This window comes from Acinetobacter sp. neg1 (assembly GCF_000788125.1).
GTDB classification, from domain to species: domain Bacteria; phylum Pseudomonadota; class Gammaproteobacteria; order Pseudomonadales; family Moraxellaceae; genus Acinetobacter; species Acinetobacter vivianii.
The window spans coordinates 1-20,004 of sequence record NZ_JSZD01000016.1; the positions used below are offsets into that span (position 1 = coordinate 1).

At 41.1% G+C, this 20,004-nt stretch carries 21 protein-coding genes; 12 read left to right on the forward strand and 9 right to left on the reverse strand.

Annotation, left to right across the window (positions count from 1 at the left end; genetic code table 11):
* Positions 1-391: 391 nt before the first annotated feature.
* The 3 genes from PJ15_RS12120 to PJ15_RS12130 are packed head-to-tail and all read right to left on the reverse strand — an operon-like array spanning position 392 to position 3,197.
* Positions 392-1,450, reverse strand: a complete 1,059-nt coding sequence (locus PJ15_RS12120; protein ID WP_047431166.1) for a DUF6670 family protein — start codon at positions 1,448-1,450, stop codon at positions 392-394.
* A 17-nt stretch (positions 1,451-1,467) separates the two neighbouring features.
* Positions 1,468-2,301, reverse strand: a complete 834-nt coding sequence (gene pssA, locus PJ15_RS12125; protein WP_004774322.1) for a CDP-diacylglycerol--serine O-phosphatidyltransferase — start codon at positions 2,299-2,301, stop codon at positions 1,468-1,470.
* A gap of 38 nt (positions 2,302-2,339) precedes the next feature.
* Positions 2,340-3,197, reverse strand: a complete 858-nt coding sequence (locus PJ15_RS12130; protein WP_004774321.1) for a 23S rRNA (adenine(2030)-N(6))-methyltransferase RlmJ — start codon at positions 3,195-3,197, stop codon at positions 2,340-2,342.
* 382 nt (positions 3,198-3,579) lie between these two features.
* On the opposite strand from PJ15_RS12130, the gene PJ15_RS12135 reads away from it, so the two are divergent.
* Both PJ15_RS12135 and PJ15_RS12140 read left to right on the forward strand, forming a co-directional pair.
* A complete protein-coding gene (locus PJ15_RS12135) occupies positions 3,580-4,191 on the forward strand; it encodes a 2OG-Fe(II) oxygenase (RefSeq protein ID WP_047431170.1) in 612 nt (203 codons plus the stop codon).
* Between the two features lie 64 nt (positions 4,192-4,255).
* Positions 4,256-4,783 (forward strand): hypothetical protein, encoded by a 528-nt coding sequence (locus PJ15_RS12140; RefSeq protein WP_047431172.1) that lies wholly within the window; start codon positions 4,256-4,258, stop codon positions 4,781-4,783.
* A 25-nt stretch (positions 4,784-4,808) separates the two neighbouring features.
* Here the strand turns inward: PJ15_RS12140 and PJ15_RS12145 are convergent, their stop codons facing one another.
* The 4 genes from PJ15_RS12145 to PJ15_RS12160 all read right to left on the reverse strand — a co-directional run bounded on the left by PJ15_RS12145 (position 4,809) and on the right by PJ15_RS12160 (position 8,983).
* Positions 4,809-5,051 carry a DUF2789 family protein gene (locus PJ15_RS12145; RefSeq protein WP_005255278.1) on the reverse strand — a complete coding sequence of 81 codons (243 nt, stop codon included), beginning with the start codon at positions 5,049-5,051 and terminating at the stop codon, positions 4,809-4,811.
* A gap of 157 nt (positions 5,052-5,208) precedes the next feature.
* Positions 5,209-6,195, reverse strand: coding sequence for a malate dehydrogenase (locus PJ15_RS12150; RefSeq protein WP_004655942.1), 987 nt, complete (start codon positions 6,193-6,195; stop codon positions 5,209-5,211).
* A 167-nt stretch (positions 6,196-6,362) separates the two neighbouring features.
* On the reverse strand, positions 6,363-7,049 hold the full coding sequence (locus PJ15_RS12155; protein ID WP_047431178.1) for a ribonuclease I: 687 nt from the start codon (positions 7,047-7,049) through the stop codon (positions 6,363-6,365).
* Between the two features lie 26 nt (positions 7,050-7,075).
* Positions 7,076-8,983: a lytic transglycosylase domain-containing protein gene (locus PJ15_RS12160; protein WP_171248599.1), complete on the reverse strand. Its 1,908-nt coding sequence runs from the start codon at positions 8,981-8,983 to the stop codon at positions 7,076-7,078.
* A gap of 299 nt (positions 8,984-9,282) precedes the next feature.
* Between PJ15_RS12160 and miaB the strand changes: the two genes are divergently transcribed.
* The 4 genes from miaB (at position 9,283) to PJ15_RS12180 (ending at position 12,943) form a co-directional block, all read left to right on the forward strand.
* Complete coding sequence (gene miaB, locus PJ15_RS12165; RefSeq protein ID WP_004774314.1) at positions 9,283-10,734, forward strand: tRNA (N6-isopentenyl adenosine(37)-C2)-methylthiotransferase MiaB; 1,452 nt, start codon at positions 9,283-9,285, stop codon at positions 10,732-10,734.
* Positions 10,735-10,774: 40 nt separating this feature from the next.
* Positions 10,775-11,848, forward strand: a complete 1,074-nt coding sequence (locus tag PJ15_RS12170; protein WP_047431185.1) for a PhoH family protein — start codon at positions 10,775-10,777, stop codon at positions 11,846-11,848.
* A gap of 298 nt (positions 11,849-12,146) precedes the next feature.
* Complete coding sequence (gene ybeY, locus PJ15_RS12175) at positions 12,147-12,632, forward strand: rRNA maturation RNase YbeY (protein WP_047431188.1); 486 nt, start codon at positions 12,147-12,149, stop codon at positions 12,630-12,632.
* Between the two features lie 11 nt (positions 12,633-12,643).
* On the forward strand, positions 12,644-12,943 hold the full coding sequence (locus PJ15_RS12180) for an antibiotic biosynthesis monooxygenase family protein (RefSeq protein WP_047431190.1): 300 nt from the start codon (positions 12,644-12,646) through the stop codon (positions 12,941-12,943).
* Positions 12,944-13,068: 125 nt separating this feature from the next.
* Here the strand turns inward: PJ15_RS12180 and PJ15_RS12185 are convergent, their stop codons facing one another.
* Positions 13,069-13,956 (reverse strand): energy transducer TonB, encoded by an 888-nt coding sequence (locus PJ15_RS12185; RefSeq protein WP_047431193.1) that lies wholly within the window; start codon positions 13,954-13,956, stop codon positions 13,069-13,071.
* A gap of 244 nt (positions 13,957-14,200) precedes the next feature.
* On the opposite strand from PJ15_RS12185, the gene PJ15_RS12190 reads away from it, so the two are divergent.
* From PJ15_RS12190 to PJ15_RS12200, 3 genes are all read left to right on the forward strand, one after another.
* The gene (locus tag PJ15_RS12190) at positions 14,201-14,881 is read left to right on the forward strand and encodes a hypothetical protein (protein WP_047431195.1); all 681 of its coding nucleotides are present in this window, start codon (positions 14,201-14,203) and stop codon (positions 14,879-14,881) included.
* 196 nt (positions 14,882-15,077) lie between these two features.
* Positions 15,078-15,782 (forward strand): DUF3108 domain-containing protein, encoded by a 705-nt coding sequence (locus PJ15_RS12195; RefSeq protein ID WP_005255301.1) that lies wholly within the window; start codon positions 15,078-15,080, stop codon positions 15,780-15,782.
* Between the two features lie 88 nt (positions 15,783-15,870).
* Positions 15,871-16,446: a xanthine phosphoribosyltransferase gene (locus PJ15_RS12200; protein WP_004774302.1), complete on the forward strand. Its 576-nt coding sequence runs from the start codon at positions 15,871-15,873 to the stop codon at positions 16,444-16,446.
* Between the two features lie 49 nt (positions 16,447-16,495).
* Here PJ15_RS12200 and PJ15_RS12205 read toward each other — a convergent pair whose 3' ends face one another.
* A complete protein-coding gene (locus PJ15_RS12205; RefSeq protein WP_047431198.1) occupies positions 16,496-17,320 on the reverse strand; it encodes a YwqG family protein in 825 nt (274 codons plus the stop codon).
* A gap of 171 nt (positions 17,321-17,491) precedes the next feature.
* Between PJ15_RS12205 and thyA the strand changes: the two genes are divergently transcribed.
* The 3 genes from thyA to PJ15_RS12220 are packed head-to-tail and all read left to right on the forward strand — an operon-like array spanning position 17,492 to position 19,938.
* Positions 17,492-18,334 (forward strand): thymidylate synthase, encoded by an 843-nt coding sequence (gene thyA, locus PJ15_RS12210; protein WP_004774299.1) that lies wholly within the window; start codon positions 17,492-17,494, stop codon positions 18,332-18,334.
* Positions 18,335-18,354: 20 nt separating this feature from the next.
* The gene (locus PJ15_RS12215) at positions 18,355-18,864 is read left to right on the forward strand and encodes a dihydrofolate reductase (protein WP_047431201.1); all 510 of its coding nucleotides are present in this window, start codon (positions 18,355-18,357) and stop codon (positions 18,862-18,864) included.
* An 18-nt stretch (positions 18,865-18,882) separates the two neighbouring features.
* Entirely contained in the window at positions 18,883-19,938 is a 1,056-nt protein-coding gene (locus PJ15_RS12220; protein WP_047431205.1) for a DUF4105 domain-containing protein, read from the forward strand.
* Positions 19,939-20,004 lie beyond the last annotated feature (66 nt).

Sequence of the window (20,004 nt, forward strand, 5' to 3'; positions counted from 1 at the left end):
GGCTACAAATCTTGGCTCATCAATTTTCTGACTAAAAATTCGCTCAAATAAACTTCGAGAAATTTCTACCATTCAATCAATGAAATATTTTCGATTGATCAACCAGTAAAAATCCACACAAGTTGTTCTTCTATTCTCTTAATGATCTTCTCGATGATTCGTCATCATCAAGCTAGGTCGGCTATATTACTCTAAATTTCTTCAAAGTCAACAGGTAATTTCGATATTTTTAAAACTTATCAATCAACCCAAGAATCCAACCTATCTAGCCAAATCCTTGTTTCTCAACAAGTTTTTATCTGCATCACCGCCGATGGATGTGCATTCTACAGCATTCCTAATCCAATGCAACACCCTTTTTTAAATTTATTGGAATTATCTTACCGAGCGTCTATTTTTTACACAAATAAGGCTGAAAATGCGGAATTTGGTCGATTATTTGCTCAGTTTTATTTTTTTCTTGCCAGTGTAATGGTCGACAATCGATATATTCACAGTATCCAGAGCCCTCATAGTTTTTATTTTTCCATAAAAGTCGATAATTAAAACTGCCTACATAGCCTGCAGCGAGACCAAATTTATAATCGCCTCTACTTTTGGCTTGTAACTGAAAAATCACTTCCCTTTTTTCTTGATACTGCCAAATAAACTCTCGTGGCAAATACATTTCACGTCCATTCGGTGTTTTGACTTTCGGATAAACCCGTGTGATATCCAGAACGACTTGCTGCTCATAGAGAGTAGCTGCCTCTTTTGTTTGTATTTCTATCCGTGAAAAAATGATGTTATTCCATTGATTCCTGAGCTCAGACAAAATGATTTGCAAGTCAGCGTTGATCTGAATAATTTGGTAAGTGAAGAAATGGAAAGCAATAAAAGGGAAATAAATTGCTCTGGCATGCTTTAAAACGCCTAATGCTTCGATTTGGTATTTTTGTTTTTTATAAATGATTTCACCTTCGCATTGGCAAGAAACATACCAGTAGTCGGCTATTCCCCATTGCAGAGCCGAATGATTTTCAATGTCGGTGCAGATTTTCACTTTGAGCTGACAACTTAATTCGTCATCTTTACGTTTAAAATAATAGTTGGGAAAATCGGCCTGAATATGATCGACATCAAGAAACTGGTAACGATCTACTTCTAATTGACATTGTTCTTTTGCACTATAGCTTTTTAGATGCCCTACAGTTGATGCGCTGCTACTGACCAAAACAGTAGCTGTATCAATCGCGGTTGTGGTAATGGCACTGGCGTTATAGCAAATCGGAATACGAGGCTGCCCAATCAGGCTAATAAAATTGAAATAATGAAAAGGCTCAGGCAAATTTGGCAGGATCAATGCCTGATAAACAATTTTAAAAAGGCCTTTAGGCGGGTGAAAAGTTAAAGCATCTGACTTATTGAGGTTCAGCTGCTTTAATTGATTATTACTCATCAATATTGGCATACTGAACCTCCTGAATTTTAAGTTGTTATTTTTTCATCATTCTTTTTGGCAAATAAGGTCGTTACAAATCCAGAGAGTACATAGAGAATACATACAATCAGGATCCCTACAGGAATGTTGTACGTGATTGCAGCAAAAATCAAGACTACAGGCAACATCACGACAAAAGGTACACGTTTACGATCCATTTGTTTAAATGAATAGTATTTGATGTTTGAAATCATCAACAGACCAACGGCAACCATCACAACAGCATTGATGACCTGAATCACAATGTCTCTTAAATCAAAGATAAATGGGAAATCACGACCGACCCATACCAATGAAATCACAGTGACAGCAGCAAGCGGACTAGCAATTCCAATAAAGTAACGTTTATCCACAACACCAATCTGTACGTTAAAGCGAGCCAAGCGGAATGCAGCACAAGCGGTATAAATAAAGCAACATGCCAGACCAATACGCCCAAGATCGTGCAGACTCCAGCTATACATCAAGATTGCAGGTGCGACACCAAAGGCCAATAAATCAGAAAGTGAATCATATTGTTCACCAAATGCACTTTGTGCGCCAATTGCACGTGCAACACGACCATCTAAACCATCAAGCAATGCAGCCAAGAAAATTGCATAGATCGCTTGGTTAAAATTGCCATTCATGCTCGCAATAATTGAGTAGAAACCAGAAAGAAGTGCAGCTGTTGTAATTAAATTAGGCCACAAATAAATGCCACGACGTTTCACTTTTTGTCCTTCGTGCGTATGCTCTTCTTCTTCTACTTCAAAAGTGATGCCATCAAAAGAATGAGCATCTTTATTTAAATCAGAATCAGGTTTAAGAGAATTTGTCATTATTTTCAATTCCTCGAGAATCTTTGGACGTTGATGGGTTATTCACCCACCAACCAACGCACAGCAGCATGTCCACCATTTTCACTCATGCGTAAATGTGGAAATAACCATTGTAATGCTTGATCCGCATCTTCCGAGAATTTCCAAGGTGGATTAATTACCAATAAACCACAACCATTCAAACCAACTGGTGTGTCATCTGGCCATACGCAAATTTCACAAATCAATTGACGGCGGATACCCGTTTTAAACATTTTCTTTTCAAAACGGTCAATCATCGCGCGATCTTTGATTGGATACCAAACAGCGAATACACCTGTTGGCCATTTTTTATGTGCTGTTTGCAGTAATTCAACCAACTGCGGGAAATCTTTACGCTCGATTTCATAAGGTGGGTCAATCATGACCAAACCGCGCTTTTCTTTAGGTGGAATGACACCCATCAGGCCTTCATAGAAATCACGCTCATGCAAGCCCGCACGTTTATCGCGAATATTAAAATATAATTGTTGAAACACATCACGCTGCATTTCGAACACAGTCGCTTTATCCATTTCACGCATGCCTTCAAGGGCAAACCACGGTGAACCTGGATAAGCACCTTTGCCCGAGCCCGCACGCATATCTTCAACAATTTTAAGATATTGCTTTACACCTTCAGGCGCATTACGTTTAATCGAATCGTCAAGTTTAACCAAACGATGGATACCCGTTAAGAATTCACCTGATTTTTGTGCTTCAGAAGTCGATAAATCATATTTACCGGCACCACCATGGGTATCTATATAACGATAAGGTTTATCTTTAGCATTTAAGCGAGCAAGCAGTTGAAGCAAAAGTACATGCTTCATAACATCGGCAAAGTTACCTGCATGGAAATGGTGACGGTAATTCATGTTGACAATTATTCCTCAATTCAAAGGATAGTTTAACATGAAAATAGGGGCCGATGACATTTCACAGATGCTTGCGACTGTTGACATTTTTTAGCTGATACAAGGCATGGTTTTCGAAATTTAGCATTCTAAATAAGAAAAGCATAACGCCGAAGTAGCAAAAAATGTCGCAGTCCCGAAGGGTTATAGCTAAAACTGCCCTAAACTTCGTTATGAAACTTGACAATGGGATCGCCATTGCCTACGTTCCATGCCTCGTTTATGTCGTTTTAGCTTATAACGCAAGGCATGGTTGAAATATCAGCGACCCCTCAACTATTCTTTAGCGTTGATGTGATCATCTAAAATCATACTGCAATCAAACCAACAGAACTGGAGTTCTATGCAACGAACCTCTCTTGCTGAATCATGGAATCTAGACCAAATTCTGGATGATTTAAATGAATTTGGCTTTGCCTTAATTGATGATGTCTATTCAAATGAATATGTACAATCTCTTGTTCATGAATGCACCTCTCATCTTGCTGAATTCAGAGCAGCTGGAGTACAAAACGGCGTTGTCAGTCATATTCGTAGTGATCATATTCTCTGGATTGATGGTCAGTTACCGATTGCCCAACAGCATATCAAAGCTTTAGAAGAGTTCTCACAAGCTTTAAATCAAGCGTTTTATCTTGGGATCAAAGAAGTAGAAGCACATTTTGCCTGCTATAACGCGGGTGAATTTTATGCTTTACATCGTGACAATCCTCAACAAAAAAATGACCGGATGATTTCCACCGTATTCTATGTGCATGAAAGCTGGCAAGAAGATTGGGGCGGTCAATTACGTTTGCAGGATAAAAATGGTCAATGGCATATTATCCAGCCCTCGCCTAATCGTCTGGCGATTTTCCAGAGCGATTTATTGCATGAGGTTCTACGCTCAAAACAACAGCGCCTGTCGATTACTGCATGGTTACGCAGTGGAGGCTCAATCTGGAATCAGAGCTAAGCCCTTTAAATTCCTGAAAACAGCCTTATATACCTAGGCATAACTGACGATTCTGGATCAATACATGTCGAACGAGACGAAACAAGTCATTGCACGAATTGGTGAAACTGACCAACTCTTTTTAGAGAATAATAGCCCTGAACTTGCTTTAGAGCGTGCTGACCTGCGTTTACAGCTGGTCGTACTCAGTCATGTGCGTCAGGAACAATTACACTTCTTACAGGAAGCAATCGTACTGCTGGAACAAGCACGAATTGAATATGACGAAATGCCATTAAGCCTGTATCTCAATCTGTCATTATATTTGGCCAAAGCCTATATGATTTATTTCGAGCTGACTAAAGAGCAACGTTTTGCCCTCATTACTCAGCAGATCTTAAAGCCTTTGGCATATACAGAACACTTAGATATTTATTTCTTCTTGGCTTACGCTTCGGCCTCTAAGCAAGAACTCGCATTAACACGACATTGGCTAACGAAATACGTATCTTGCTTGGATCATGATTTAGAGTTATTACAACTCCACCCTGCTTTTAATCAAGCACGTCAAGAAGACTGGTTTACAGCCCTTATAAAAAATAAAGCTCACTGATGTGAGCTTTATTTTTATTGAATCATTACTTGGTACTGTCTACATGCAACTGTTGATTCAGTTCATCAATCACAATGGCCCATTCATCATCTTTGTCCCAATGACTTTTTAGAAAATCTCGCTGACCCGCGCTCCAGAATTCAGCCTCATGCAATTTCTGATCCGCACTAAGCTGATGTGCTTTCACAAAACTTTCAATTGCTGCTTCATCTGCCCCAAGCCCAAGTTGCTCAAATAAAAGTTCTAATGTGGGTTGCTGTTCAAACATTGTTATTCTCCATACAGTGCTTCCGATCAAAATAATTTATCAGTAAATGCATCGGACATGCTTAGGTATGTCTATATTTTCTTGTTGTTTTTTGTGTGCTATGTATAAAAAAAGCACTCTCAGGGAGAGTGCTTTTTCAATTTATCAAACTGATAAATTATTTTACCATGTCAGCGATTGCTGCACGTTCTTCTTCAAGCTCATTCAGCGTGAAGTTGATACGCTCACGGCTGAATTCGTCAATTTCTAAACCTTGAACGATTTTGTATTCACCGTTTTCAGTTGTTACAGGGAAACCGAACATTACGCCTTCTGGAATACCATAAGAACCATCAGATGGAATACCCATAGTTACCCATTTGCCGTTTGTACCAAGCGCCCAGTCACGCATATGGTCAATTGCAGCATTCGCAGCTGAAGCAGCTGAAGACAAACCACGCGCTTCGATAATCGCAGCACCACGTTTACCAACAGTTGGAAGGAACACATCTTTGTTCCAAGCCGCATCATTGATTTTGTCTTTTAAGCTTACGCCATTTGCCGTTGCAAAACGGTAGTCAGCATACATTGTTGGAGAGTGGTTACCCCAAACAGTCATATCTTCGATATCAGAAACTGCAACACCTGCTTTTTGAGCAAGTTGAGTCAACGCACGGTTGTGGTCAAGACGTAACATTGCTGTGAAGTTTTTCGCTGGAAGATCTGGAGCAGATTTCATTGCGATATAAGCATTTGTATTTGCTGGGTTACCAACAACCAATACTTTAACGTCACGGCTAGCAACTTCGTTCAATGCTTGGCCTTGGCCAATAAAGATTTCGCCATTTACTTTTAATAAGTCAGCGCGTTCCATACCTGGACCACGTGGACGAGAACCAACTAATAACGCATAGTCAGCATCTTTAAATGCAACTTTAGGATCATCAGTCCCGATCATGCCTGCCAATAATGGGAAAGCACAGTCATCAAGTTCCATCATCACGCCTTTAAGCGCTTGTTGAGCTTTCTCAAAAGGAACTTCAAGCAATTGTAAAATGACTGGTTGATCTTTACCTAACATTTCACCGCTTGCGATACGGAATAATAAGCTATAACCAATTTGACCAGCAGCGCCTGTAACGGCAACACGAACGGGTTGCTTCATGTGATATTCTCCAATGAGATGCGTTAGCACGATTGAACTTTATTGTTATTCAACCGAATTATCATAAACGGCAAAGATTGTACTCTAAAGCGAATGCATATGCATGTAAAAGAGAATGAATTTCAACGAAAGTCTAATAGAAAATACAAATCAAACTAGGTAAAAGCCTAATAACTGCCTTTAATCGTAAACTCACTTGGGCAGCCTGTCACAATATGGCTAGCACATTGTTTATATTGCCCATTTTTCTGATAACAGACACGAATTTCAGTCAAAACCGAATTAAATTTTGAAGATTGGCAGGTAAAACGAATGCCATTTGGCGGCAACGATGGATTAAGCTTGGTAAATTGCTGTCTAAGACTTTCTTTTTGTACTTCAATGGTATTTGGACTGGTCAAATCAGCAGGTATTTTCAAGCGTTCAGCAAAATTAATAATCGTTCTAAAATATTGGCTGGCATTCATTGGCATACAACCGCCAACATCTTGCCATAATTGCACCCGTGCATTTTCATCAGGCATGACCCGTGCAACCACTTTCGCTTGCAAAGGAGATAGTCTTGCAGATGTTTTAGTGGAACAATCCCGATTTGGAGATACTTCGGGCAGCAAACTGGCAATGGTAAGCGAATAACCTTCTAGACATTTACGTTGTTTTTGTCTTGATGAATCAAAGGAACAAGCAGCAGGTGTCATTTGCACATGCATGACGTAACCTGCAACATCCTGTTTATCAGCTGCATATAATGGTGCAGCGAATGATAGAGCCAGATAACAGATCAATGCCTGTATAGCTCTTTTCCACTGCCCTTTAAATAAGTCGACTGCTTTCATCAAATGCAAAAACTTCATTATCTCAATTAAACATCTTCGTGTGTTTAAGGACTATTGCGCACAGGAATTGTACTCATCCGTTTTTCTAACGACTGTGCACCCTGCCCCAGCACTACACCATAATGTGTCGCATTGGTCATGACATGTTTCACATAGTCACGTGTTTCCAGTAATGGAATGGTTTCGGTGTACTGATCTGCTGCCATGGTCTGAATATCTGGCTGCCAACGGCGTGCACGATTCGGGCCAGCGTTATAGCCAGCAGTTGCCAATACCGAGCTACCACTCAATTGACTCTGGATCATTGAAAGGTAATAAGTACCGTAACGAATATTGGTATTCATTTCACTTAATGCCGCAGGGTTATAGGTTTCACCCATTTGTCGTGCAATCAGTTTTGCGGTGTTTGGCATAATCTGCATTAAGCCACCTGCACCCACATGCGAACGAGCAGAAGTCACAAAACGACTTTCTTGGCGCATTAAACCATACGCCCAAGCGGGATCAATACCAGCATTGTAACTATGGCTGGTGACATTACTGCGATGCGGTGTTGCATAACGATAGGTGTCGTTATGACGAGAGGTGGTGCGGTCAGCCGCATAAATGGCACGATCATACCAGCCCATGTCATGTGCACGTTTTGCAGCCGCCAGTAACAAGCCATCATCGTGTTGCAAATAAGCCTGTCGAACAGCCCAGTTCCACTCACGGTTGGTATACGTTGCAGGTGCATTGACATTTCTTAGCGCAAAGGCACGTCTAAAATGAATATTTTGATTGAGGCGCTGAGTATCTTGGGCACTCGGCTGTTCATTATAAGGCTGATGGTTATAGCGTTCGCCAATACGGTCTTTGGCTAACAAATTATGATAATCATCGCCACCTTGTGCGAGCTTACGATAAATCTGCTGAGCAGCCTGCTTTGAGCCACCATCTGAACGTTGCTCAGATGCACGCGCTAACCAGTATTGCCAACGGTCTTCCTGCTTCTGTGTCACCGACATCGCATCAATGGCACGAATCAGACTTTCCCAAGCTCCGAAACGAATCGCTTGACGCGCATAAATTTCAGCCTCTTCAGGGCTAAACGGATAACCATAACTTTGATCGAAAGCATTGAGTACTTCACGGTTAAAACCATTTTTCATCACGGTCGTACCGCCCACATAACCAATAGTACGGTATAGATATTTCTGTACAGGTTGAGGCACATCCTGAACAACGCGTTGCACATTTCCTAACGCATTGGTTAGGTCACTATCTGCCACACGGCCTAAAGCAAAAATCAGATAGGCATAATCAGCATCATTAGACTTAGGTGCACTCCACAAATAGCCCAATGGATTGGCCTGTATCTGGTTAAACTGAGCCAGTGAAAGATTCAAACCCATGGTTTGGGCGGTTGCAACGGCCTGACCAGACTGGCCTGCACGTAACTGTCCCCACAAACGTTGCTGACGATCCTGTGATGTCATGAGTGGACTAGACAACATTAAGCGACCTAAGCCATTACATGATTCAGGTTGAGTATTGGTGGTTAACCAGATGTCTTTATATTCAGCAAAAACCAGACTATCGCCCGTCTTGGCACGCACTTGTGCCACCGCACAACTTTCTTCCTGATCTGGATTGGTGACATAGCTCAATACAGGCTTGGCATCAGCAAAGCTGGCCTGTTTGACTTTTTCTTCGACATAATCGGCCGCAAGTTTTTCAGCCATCGCTGATTGCGGATAACGCTGAGCAAAACTGATAATGGATGTGGCAGGCTGAAAGCCAAGATTGGTATTAAGTTTCCAGTATTCTGGATAATAACCCAATGCATCATTCTGCATTTCATATTGATATTGGTCGAGCAGAGCCGTGTTACCCGAATTGGCAGCACGTAGAGCATCATTGAATTGTTCATCTAAAGCATAGACCGACGAGCAGGCAATCATTCCACTCATGGCAATAAAACGACGGAAACTGTTCTTATTATTCGATTTACGTCTTCCTGTTGTTATTAAATCACACTGCTTTTTCATCTTCATCAATATCTATGCCCAATTTTGCCTGCTTACATAGTGTAATAAGTCTAGCTTCTCACTATTGTTGTGTTATGTAAATTACTGATTCATATTCATTAAAATTCACACAATTTTATTCACAAACTGTCCATTTTTGTCAGTTTTTTATTCTCTGCGCACAACTAAAAATACTGCTATAATCCGCGGTTTATTTAAATCCACCTTGTTTAGGAGCCTGCATGACGGTTCAAACATTCATTCCCAGTGCTGTAAAAGCTGCCTCAGAAAACACTGTTACCCAGCCAATGCACACCGCTGATGTTTCAATTAAGAAGTTATATATTGAAACGCAAGGGTGTCAGATGAATGAGTATGACAGTCATCGTATGGCAGATTTGTTAGGTGATTCGCATGGTTATGTGCTCACTGACAATCCTAATGATGCTGATATTCTGCTCATGAATACCTGCTCGATTCGTGAGAAAGCGCAAGAGAAGGTTTTCAGTGGTTTAGGTCGCTGGCGTAAACTTAAAGAAAAAAATCCTGATCTGGTGATTGGTGTCGGTGGTTGTGTTGCCTCTCAAGAAGGTGACAACATTCAAAAACGCGCACCTTATGTCGATATGGTTTTTGGTCCGCAAACCTTGCACCGTTTACCACAAATGCTGGATCAGCATAATGAGCAAGTGGAAAAGCCAAAGAAAGAAAAAATCAAACTGGTTGATATTTCTTTCCCAGATATCGAAAAGTTCGACTTCCTGCCTGAACCACGCGTAGAAGGCTTTAAGGCATTTGTCTCTATCATGGAAGGCTGTTCTAAATACTGCTCGTTCTGTGTAGTTCCTTATACACGTGGTGAAGAAGTTTCGCGCCCACTCGATGATGTGTTGGCTGAAATTGCGGGCTTAGCTGAAAAAGGCGTGCGTGAAATCAGCTTACTGGGTCAAAACGTGAATGGTTATCGCGGTGAAACCTTCGAAGGTGGCATCTGTACCTTCCCTGAATTATTGCGCTTAGTTGCAGAAATTCCTGGAATTGGTCGTCTACGCTATACCACCTCTCATCCGCTTGAATTTTCAGATGATCTGATTCAGTGCTACCGTGATTTACCACAAATGGTTTCGCATCTACATTTGCCAGTACAAAGTGGTTCAAACGATGTATTACAAGCAATGAAGCGTAACCACACTATTGATGTTTATATTGATAAAATTGCCAAGCTACGCAAAGTACGTCCAGATATGCATTTATCGAGTGACTTCATTATCGGTTTCCCGGGTGAAACTGATGAACACTTTGCTGAAACCTTGCAATTCATTAAAGATTTAGATTTCGATCATTCTTATAGTTTCGTTTATTCAAAACGTCCAGGAACACCTGCATCAGACTTACCAGACAGTACACCTGAGCAAGTGAAAAAAGATCGTCTTGCACAAGTACAAGAAGTGATTAAGAAATCAAGTATCGATAAAACGGATGCCATGCTAGGTAAAATTGAGCGTGTCTTGATTGAAAAAGTATCTGATAAAGATCCAAATGTTTTAATGGGTACGGCGGACAATACACGTTTAGTGACATTTATCGGTGATGCAACGTGGGTTGGTCGTTTTGCAGAGATTGAGATCACTGAAATTAAAACTTTAAATTTAGTTTACGGAGAACTCTTGAATCTTGAACCTGACGTGGCGTAATGTAAGGGTTATTCCTACAAAGCAACAAAAAGGGTTTATCTTGACTGCAGCGATTCGACGTACAGTAACGTTCCCTGAAATTCCATTGGAACGATTGAAAAGCATGCTCGGTGCGTATAACGGGCATTTAAAACAAATCGAACAACGTTTAGATGTCAAAATTACTCACCGTGGCGATGCCTTTTATCTCGATGGTGATATGGAAGCAGTCGAAAGAGCCGAAGCACTATTGCAACGGCTCTATCAAGAATCAGAAATTTCCTCACAAATCAGTGCCGATGTGATTCATTTGATGATTCAGGGTTCACAGACCGACCGTGAACTCATGGATGATTCAGAACAAGAGCATACTGGCCTTGATAGTGTTTGGTTGCAGACCCGCAAAGGGCGCATCAACCCACGTGGCGCCAATCAAAAACGCTACGTACAACGTATTCTACAAAGTGATATTTCATTCGGTATTGGCCCCGCAGGGACAGGTAAAACTTATCTGGCGGTCGCTGCTGCGGTTGATATGCTGGAACGTAATGAAATTCAGCGGATCCTGCTAGTTCGTCCAGCAGTTGAAGCAGGTGAAAAGCTCGGTTTCTTACCGGGCGATCTTACCCAGAAAATCGACCCTTACTTGCGCCCACTTTACGACGCCCTGTATGAAATGCTGGGCTTTGAAAAAGTGGCTAAACTGATTGAACGCCAAGTGATTGAAGTTGCTCCCCTCGCTTATATGCGTGGACGAACCCTCAATCACTCGTTTGTTATTTTGGATGAAGCGCAAAACACTACGCCTGAACAGATGAAAATGTTCCTCACCCGTTTAGGTTTTGGCTCTCGTGCAGTGATTACAGGTGACGTTACTCAAGTTGACTTACCACGCGGTCAGCAATCTGGTTTGGCTCATGCATTACGTGTACTTGAAAATGTACATGAAATTCATATCACCCGTTTCCACTCGCGAGATGTGGTTCGTCATCAACTGGTACAAAGAATTGTTGAAGCTTACGAAGGCTGGGACAGCGAACAGCAACGCTTGTCAGCTGAAGCCCGCGCCGAACGCAAAGCAAAACAAGAAGCACTGATTGCAGAAAATGATGAGAAAGCTGATGCTCAGCATTAAATAATATTAATCTAATTCGATACTCGGAGCTGTCATTCGTAACCTGAGCGAAGATAAACAAAGCTATGCTTTGTCTGAGCGCAAAATGAACAGCTATGCTGTGAATGAAGGATGCGGATCTAACGTTACAATAATGTAAAATCAGGTTTTGCCTACTTTTGCCAAAACAAAAGTAGGTCGCGCCGAAGGCTTATCCAGCAAATGGATGAGAATGTGGCACGATTCCACCATGATCTTTATCTACATTTCTTAGACTCAATCTAAGCTCGTAGATCTAATTTATATCTAAGGATCTATTTTGAAAATCAATTTAAGTCTTCAACAAGACTTTCAAGCTGCTGAATTGCCACTCAAACGTGGTCAAATCAAAAAAAATATCGAAACTGCACTACGTCATGTCGGTTTCGATGTCAATTGTGAAATTGGGATTGCCTGTGTTGATCTCGCAGAAAGCCATGAACTCAATTTGCAATATCGTGAAAAAGACAAACCCACCAATGTCTTGTCTTTCCCAAGTGACATCCCAGAGGAAATGCTCAGCTTACTTGATGCCGAGCCACTCGGCGATTTAGTGATTTGTATTCCTGTGGTTTTACAAGAAGCTGCTGAACAGCAAAAAACGCCAAATGATCATTTCACTCATTTACTGGTTCACGGCATTTTACATTTACTCGGCTATGACCATGAGACCAGTGAAGCCGAAGCTGAAGAAATGGAAGCTTTGGAAATTGAGATTCTGAAAAAACTGGGTATCGCCAATCCTTACCAAGCTGATGAAAGCTAATCCAAGGTCCTATGTATATCGTTATTTTTAAAGCCACGATTAAAGCACTCGATACAACTTATTCAGAAATGGCACAAATGCTCAGAAATAAAGCCTTAAGCCAATTTAACTGTGCCAAGTTTGAAGCATGCAGTGAAAATGGTTTTGAAATTGCCCTGTCTTACTGGCATAGCCTTGAAGATATTAAACGTTGGCAACAAGATGCAGAGCATCAAGTGGCTCAGCGCTTGGGTAAAGAGAAATGGTATCAGGACTTTAGTGTTGAAATCTGTAAGATTGAACGTGCCTATTCCAGTCAAAAGGAATTGTGAATAAATACAAACTTATCCACAAACCTCTTTAAAAAACGGCTAAATCTAGCCGTTTTTTATTATTTCTTCTCTAACCGAAGATAAGAAATAACATTTTATTCAGTATGTTATTCATCTAAAGATCATTAATGCACTTCAAACTCTGCATCGACGGGATCAAAACGCCAAGTCCGTATAATTCGCAACTCCGAAATATCCTTTTTCATCGCTGCATCAAATGCTCCAAATGGTGCACCACGGCGCACTGACGCTTTGGCAGCGTCATCCAAAACGGAATGCCCCGAACTTTCGATTAAACGAATCGCCCGAATCCCACCCTCTGCATTCAGAATCACCATTAAACGGACTTCCCCCGCTAAACGCTGCTGCTTTGCTTCATCAGGATAATAACGGTTGCCATACAATTCGACTTTCTGACGAAATTTATCCAGATAGGCAGCGGATGCATCTTGTTTGGCCTGAATACCATCTACTGTTTTAATGCGTTGTTTGCGGCTAAAATTTTGCTGACGTTGTAAATATTGCGCCTCTAAACTGGCCACCATTGCGGCTTTGGCCTGAAACTGGCTTTGTAAATCATCCAGAGTCTTTTTTCGTTCGCTTTGTTCGGCCTGTTTTTGCCAGCTTAAAACAGTCATCAACACTTTTTCTTCAAACTTGAGTTCACGTTTTTGCTGAACTTTTTCCAGACTTTCTAGCTCAGCCTCCCCTGTTGTCGCATCTGCTTGCATGGGCGCTGGCATATCGCTCGCCATACGATGCGCTTGACGGAAATCCCCCGAACCGTGTTGATCTGCCTGTGCCAGAAAATCAGCATCTTTGACTTTATCCGTACTTGGACGCACAGTGACTGCAATTTCTTTGGTTGAGGTGTCTGAAGGAGATGGCATGGTAAAATGAATAGCCAACACCGCTCCATGCAGCAGCATTGCCAAAGCAACTGCACCCACAAAAACTGGATCTTGCCACCAATAAGGAGACAACGCTGAACGAAAATTTATTTTATTCCACATGGTATTAAAGCGACAAAAAATGTCCCATCCCCAACGGTGATAACCGTATAAAAACCAAAACAATATTCAAAATTTTACAAAAATGTGATCCACTTATAGTTACAGTGTTTCCATACCATCATTTTATGAAAATGTAGCAATTAATTTTGCTACACTGCAAGTTAGAAATTTATTTTTATTTTTTAGTTAATACAAAGATCGTGGCATTGCATGACCTATCAATTCACTTTCTGGAACAACTTTTATGCAAACGCTAATCTCATCCGTTTTTAAACGTCTACGTAAAGTTTACCAAAAAGCAGAAGAATTCATCGAAGAAGAAAGAGAGTTTTCGCTTTCACAAGTTTTTGTGAATGCAACCATGGAACGTTATGTCACCGAAAATGTCGACATGATGCAAGACCTGCATGCCGATTTATATGATGGCTGGTTACGCTTATATACGACACTGGATGTGAAAGGCTTACATACCACGCTTTCGGTCGACTTGAAACTGATTCAGATGGAAATGAATCAGAACGTACAACTGATGGTGTTTGAACAGATCAGCAACACTCAGGTGATAGAAGCAAAATTTAAGAATATCTTTCAAAAATGGGGCTTTTACATTGCCATCTGGTATTACCAGAAATTCCGTGAAGAAGATCCACTAGGTAAAATTCTGGAACATTTTGACATCGTAAAGGTTAAAGATGACTTACTTTATCTGGACCTCAACCGTTGGCTAGGCAAAAAAGCAAGTATTATCGAAACACTGAGCAAAGTGCATGTGAATCGTGCCCGTGTTCGCCCAGCAGAACTTATTGTGTGGGGCAACGTCAATCTGGCCGCAATTCTGTCACCGTCAAACGATGATGACTTTGATGAAGACAGTCTGGAAGATACTGAAGTCACTCCAATTCAACAAAAAGACCCAAACAAATAGCAAATCGATTGCTCGGTGGTATGTTGCACCATAACGCATACCACGCATATACACAACTTCATGATTTATACGAAAAATTAACAAGCGCTTAGTAAAAAGCCTGATCTTTTCTTCACAATCTACAAGCATAATAGTCTTAAATCGTAGTGATAATTGAGTGATTGACTTATCAAGGTCACTCAGAGGATAGAATGTTATGACCAAGAAATTATTGAAAGTAGCGGGTATTACCTCTGCGGCCATTCTAAGTGCAAGCTTATCTAGTCATGCATTGGCAATGGCTCCTTTCCAGGCCAGCTATCAATTTAGCTACAACAATAAGAATTTAGGTTCTGCAACACGTACCCTTTCTCAACAAGGCAATAACTGGACGTATAAATTCAGTGCCAAAGCTGGTGCGATTGCTTCTGCCTCTGAAACCAGTCAGTTTAATTTTGCCAATAACAAAATTACCTCACAAAACTTTAGCCGTAGCAGCAAGATCCTGATTCACAGCAATACGATGAGTATTAACTTTAATCCAAGCAGTAAAGTTGTGAATACCAAGAAGGATGATCAGACCCGTTCATTTGCATGGCAGGCAGGCGCGCTGGATGAGCTCAATGCCGAGTTGCAAATCCGTGAAGATTTGAAAAATAACTCCCTGAAAAGCAAATATTTGATCGCAGATGCCAAAGCGCTGGATGAACGCCGTTTTGTGAAGCAAGGAACCGAAAGTGTCAAAACACCTTATGGTACATTTAATGCCATTAAAGTGGTCATGCAGCACGATAAACCTGAACGTAATACCGTATTCTGGTTAGCACCTAAACTCGACTATCTGCCAGTAAAAATGGCGCATAATGATGGAAAATCGTCATACGGATTGTTATTAACTGGCTATTCGGGCAAAACAAACTAAGCAACTGGTCAATTTTGGCTTGCATTTTTTTTGATGCTTTTTAAAATATGCCTTTGCTTGAATAAGCATCCGTTTAGAGGATTCTCCCGTGTACGCTTTAGAACAGAAAATCTTAAATGAAGGTATCGTTCTATCTGATCAGGTTTTGAAAGTTGATGCTTTCTTAAACCACCAAATCGATCCTGTGTTAATGCAGCTGATTGGTAAAGAGTTTGCCGCTCGTTTTAAAGATGCAGGTATTACTAAAATTATTACCATCGAAGCTTCAGGTATTGCACCTGCAATCATGGCAGGTTTAGAACTTGGCGTTCCTGTTATTTTTGCTCGTAAATACCAGTCATTAACACTCAAAGACGACCTTTACCGTTCTAAAGTGTTCTCGTTTACCAAACAGACTGAAAGTACTATTGCGATTTCAAACAAGCACATCAGCTCAAGCGACAAAGCGCTTGTGATTGATGACTTCCTTGCAAATGGTCAAGCAGCGCTCGGTCTCATCGACTTGATTCACCAAGCCAAAGCTGAAGTGGTTGGTGTGGGTATCGTGATTGAAAAATCATTCCAGCCAGGCCGCGATGTGCTGCTTGAAAAAGGCTACCGTGTTGAATCACTTGCACGTGTAAAGTCTTTAACAGATGGCAAAGTTACTTTTGTCACTGAATAAGATTAAAAATCTAGAAAAAAGCGGATGAGTTTTCATCCGCTTTTTTTATTTAATAACAATCCCAGTTATATACAACTTTAGAAAAATCTCGTTTCTTTAAATCTTCTGGGTGAATAAAGAAATTACCAACACCCGAATCTCCCCACATAATATCGTTTTCAGCATCATCAGTATCTAGCTGGAAAAGCAGAATATAGTCTTGAATTTTTTCATTATACTGACGTGGATCAGTTTGAGTAAAAAATGGATACCCGCCTAAACGATGCCCACTTGCAGAAAGCAATTCATGATAAGGCTCAATAAAATCATTTTCGAAATCGCCACCCTCGAATTGATCTTCAAAATCATAAAGCTCATCAACATTGAGAATTTTCTTTCCAAAAGCAAAATCTTCCAGACTAATGGCCTGCTCAGCACGCTGAAATTCAATTGAATATTGCCCACTAAAAGGCAAATATGCCTCTTCATCGAACTCAAGCTCTGAAAAATCCTGTTTTAATTGCGTAAGATCTTCAATCACCTGATCAAAATATAAAACCTTAAAGCCCGATTGCAGCTGTTGGTCATCAAAGTTCATGCCATACAAATCATCGGCAGCAATATAGAACTGCAAAATACCCGTGTCTGGAAAATGAGGTAAATCTGGAATTTCAGCAAAATTGAACTGCGCCAATAAAACCAAGGGATTGCCATCCGAGTCAACTGGATAGGCGACCTCTAGCGGGAAGTAAGGCTGCCCCCCAATCTTACTTTGCCATAATGCCAAGTCATCACTTGCTGTTAGCTGCATAGAGACAGTCGGCAAAATCGTTGCTGAAATTTTTTCTAGGTATGGATGTAAAGTATTCGGTAAATTCTCAGCTTGAAGATTCATTATGTTGCTTGTCCATGTCGTTATTTATAGAACTTAATATAAAACAAGCAGCTAAATTAAAATAGAGAACAAAGTCTGAACTACGACAATTAATGACGCTCAATTGACCCATTATTTATCACATAAATTCTGATAAGATTAGCCCGAGCAAAATCTGCGATAGGAATGACGATGCGTACATATTTAGACCTTTTACAACATATCCTCGACAATGGCGGCGACAAAGGTGACCGTACAGGAACAGGAACACGTTCAGTATTCGGTCATCAGATGCGCTTTGATCTTTCTAAAGGTTTTCCCTTACTGACCACGAAAAAGGTGCATTTCCGTTCAATCGTGATCGAGCTGCTCTGGTTCCTCAAAGGCGATACCAACGTTCAGTATCTTAAAGACAATAAAGTCACGATCTGGGATGAATGGGCAACGGCTGAGCAAACAGCGCGCTTTGGCCGTCCAGAAGGCGAGCTTGGGCCTGTTTATGGTCATCAATGGCGTAACTTTGGCGCAACCCAAAATGCAGACAGCAGCTATCAGCAAGACGGGTTTGACCAGATCAAATGGTTGATTAATGAAATCAAGACCAATCCAAACTCACGTCGTTTGATCGTGTCAGGCTGGAATCCAAATGAAGCTGGAAAAGTGGCTTTGCCACCGTGCCATACCCTGTTCCAGTTTTTTGTACAAGATAACAAATTGTCATGCCAACTGTATCAACGTAGTGCCGATGTCTTCTTAGGCGTACCTTTTAATATTGCCAGCTATGCCCTGCTAACCCATATGATTGCGCAAGTATGCGGTTTAGGCGTTGGCGATTTTGTCTGGACAGGTGGCGACACACATTTATATGCCAACCATTTTGAACAGGCTCAATTACAGCTTTCGCGCGAACCATTGCCATTATGCGAATTAAAGTTAAATCCAGAAATCACCGATATTTTTGACTTTAAATTTGAAGATATTGAAATTGTGGGCTATGAATCACATCCAGCAATTAAAGCACCCGTCGCAGTTTAAAAGATTAGAGAGAATATAAAATGACATGGCAAGACACTGAAGTTGTTCACGTAGTTGCGATGGATAAAAATCGCTGTATCGGCAAAGGCAATGCTTTGCCGTGGCATATCTCTGCTGATCTGAAACACTTTAAGGCGATCACCCAAGGCGGCGTAGTGATCATGGGCCGAAAAACCCTTGAGTCTATGGGGCGTGCCCTGCCTAATCGTGTCAATTGGGTAATTACGCGTGATCCTGAATGGCAGTTTGAAGGGGTTAAAGTCGCACATAGTATCGAAGAGGCATTAAACGGCGCACTTACAGATGCACAACACGCTGAAAAAGCGTCTTTATTTATTATTGGTGGTGGAGAGATTTTTACTCAAACACTTGCCATTGCAGATCGCCTAGAGTTAACCCATGTGGATCTTGATGTTCAAGGCGATGCGCATTACCCAGAAATCTCTGAGGATTTCCGTAAAGTAAACTCAGAACAACATACAGATGAAAAATCTGGTGTGGCTTTCGAGTTTGCGACCTACCAAAAATAATAATGGATCGCATTTGCCATGCATAACATTGGATCACGTGAGTTTTTTATTGCTTTAGGGATTGGACTTTTACACGGTCTATTTACCTTGTGCGTGGTCCTTTCAAGTGTCTGGCTTTGCCTTGCGCTGTGGATTCAACAGCCGCTCGGTACGTTGTTTAGCCGAGTCGCGATTGTACTTTGGGGCTTGTTTGCGCTGAGCCTGCTTGGCGTGTATTTCAGTGGTCATCTCATCAGCCGTCGTACTGATATCATTATTTATTGCGTTGCTTTTGCTTGTTCATTGTTTTGGTATTTTTCTATCGAAGCCAAACAGGACCGAGACTGGAATCCAGAAGTTGCAGAACAGCTTAGCTATAGCAGACAGGGTGATCTGGTTACCTTACATAAAGTTCGTAACTTTAACTGGCATGCAGATGGGACTTATGACATCCACTGGGAAGATCGCACCATTGATCTGAACAAGATTACAGGGATCAATGTCATCACGTCCTACTGGATGGGCCCTCAGATTGCACATACTTTGGTTAGTTTTGATTTTGCAGATCAAAAGCCTCTGGTATTTTCAATTGAGATCCGCAAAGAGAAAGGCGAAGATTTTTCTGCGATTGGCGGATTTTTCCGTAAATATGAACTCAGCTTAGTCGCTTCAGACGAAAAAGATATTGTGTATACACGCAGCAATATTCGCCATGAACAAGTTTATTTATTCCCTGTTAAAATGCCTGCGGCAGAGCGTAAAGCCCTGTTTATTGAATATCTCAATCAGGCTGATGAGCTCCGCAGTGAAGCAAAATGGTACAACACCTTAACCAGTAATTGCACAACGCTGGTTTTTGATATGGTACAGGCCATTAATCCACAAAAATTACCAAAAGATTATCGCTTATTGGCTTCAGGCTATTTACCGAATTATCTCTATGACTTGAAGGCGCTTAATCAGAATTACAACATGAATGAATGGTATCGTCTGGCGCACATCAATCCGCGTGCCGAACAGTACGATCAGCAGTCTAATAAAAGTAGCGAGTATTTTTCAGATGTAATTCGCTCAGGCATTCCAAAAGTTGAGTGATTTTTCCACTAATTTTATTAAAAGTATCTGAACATTTACAAAAGGATACGCAATATACCGTTAAGC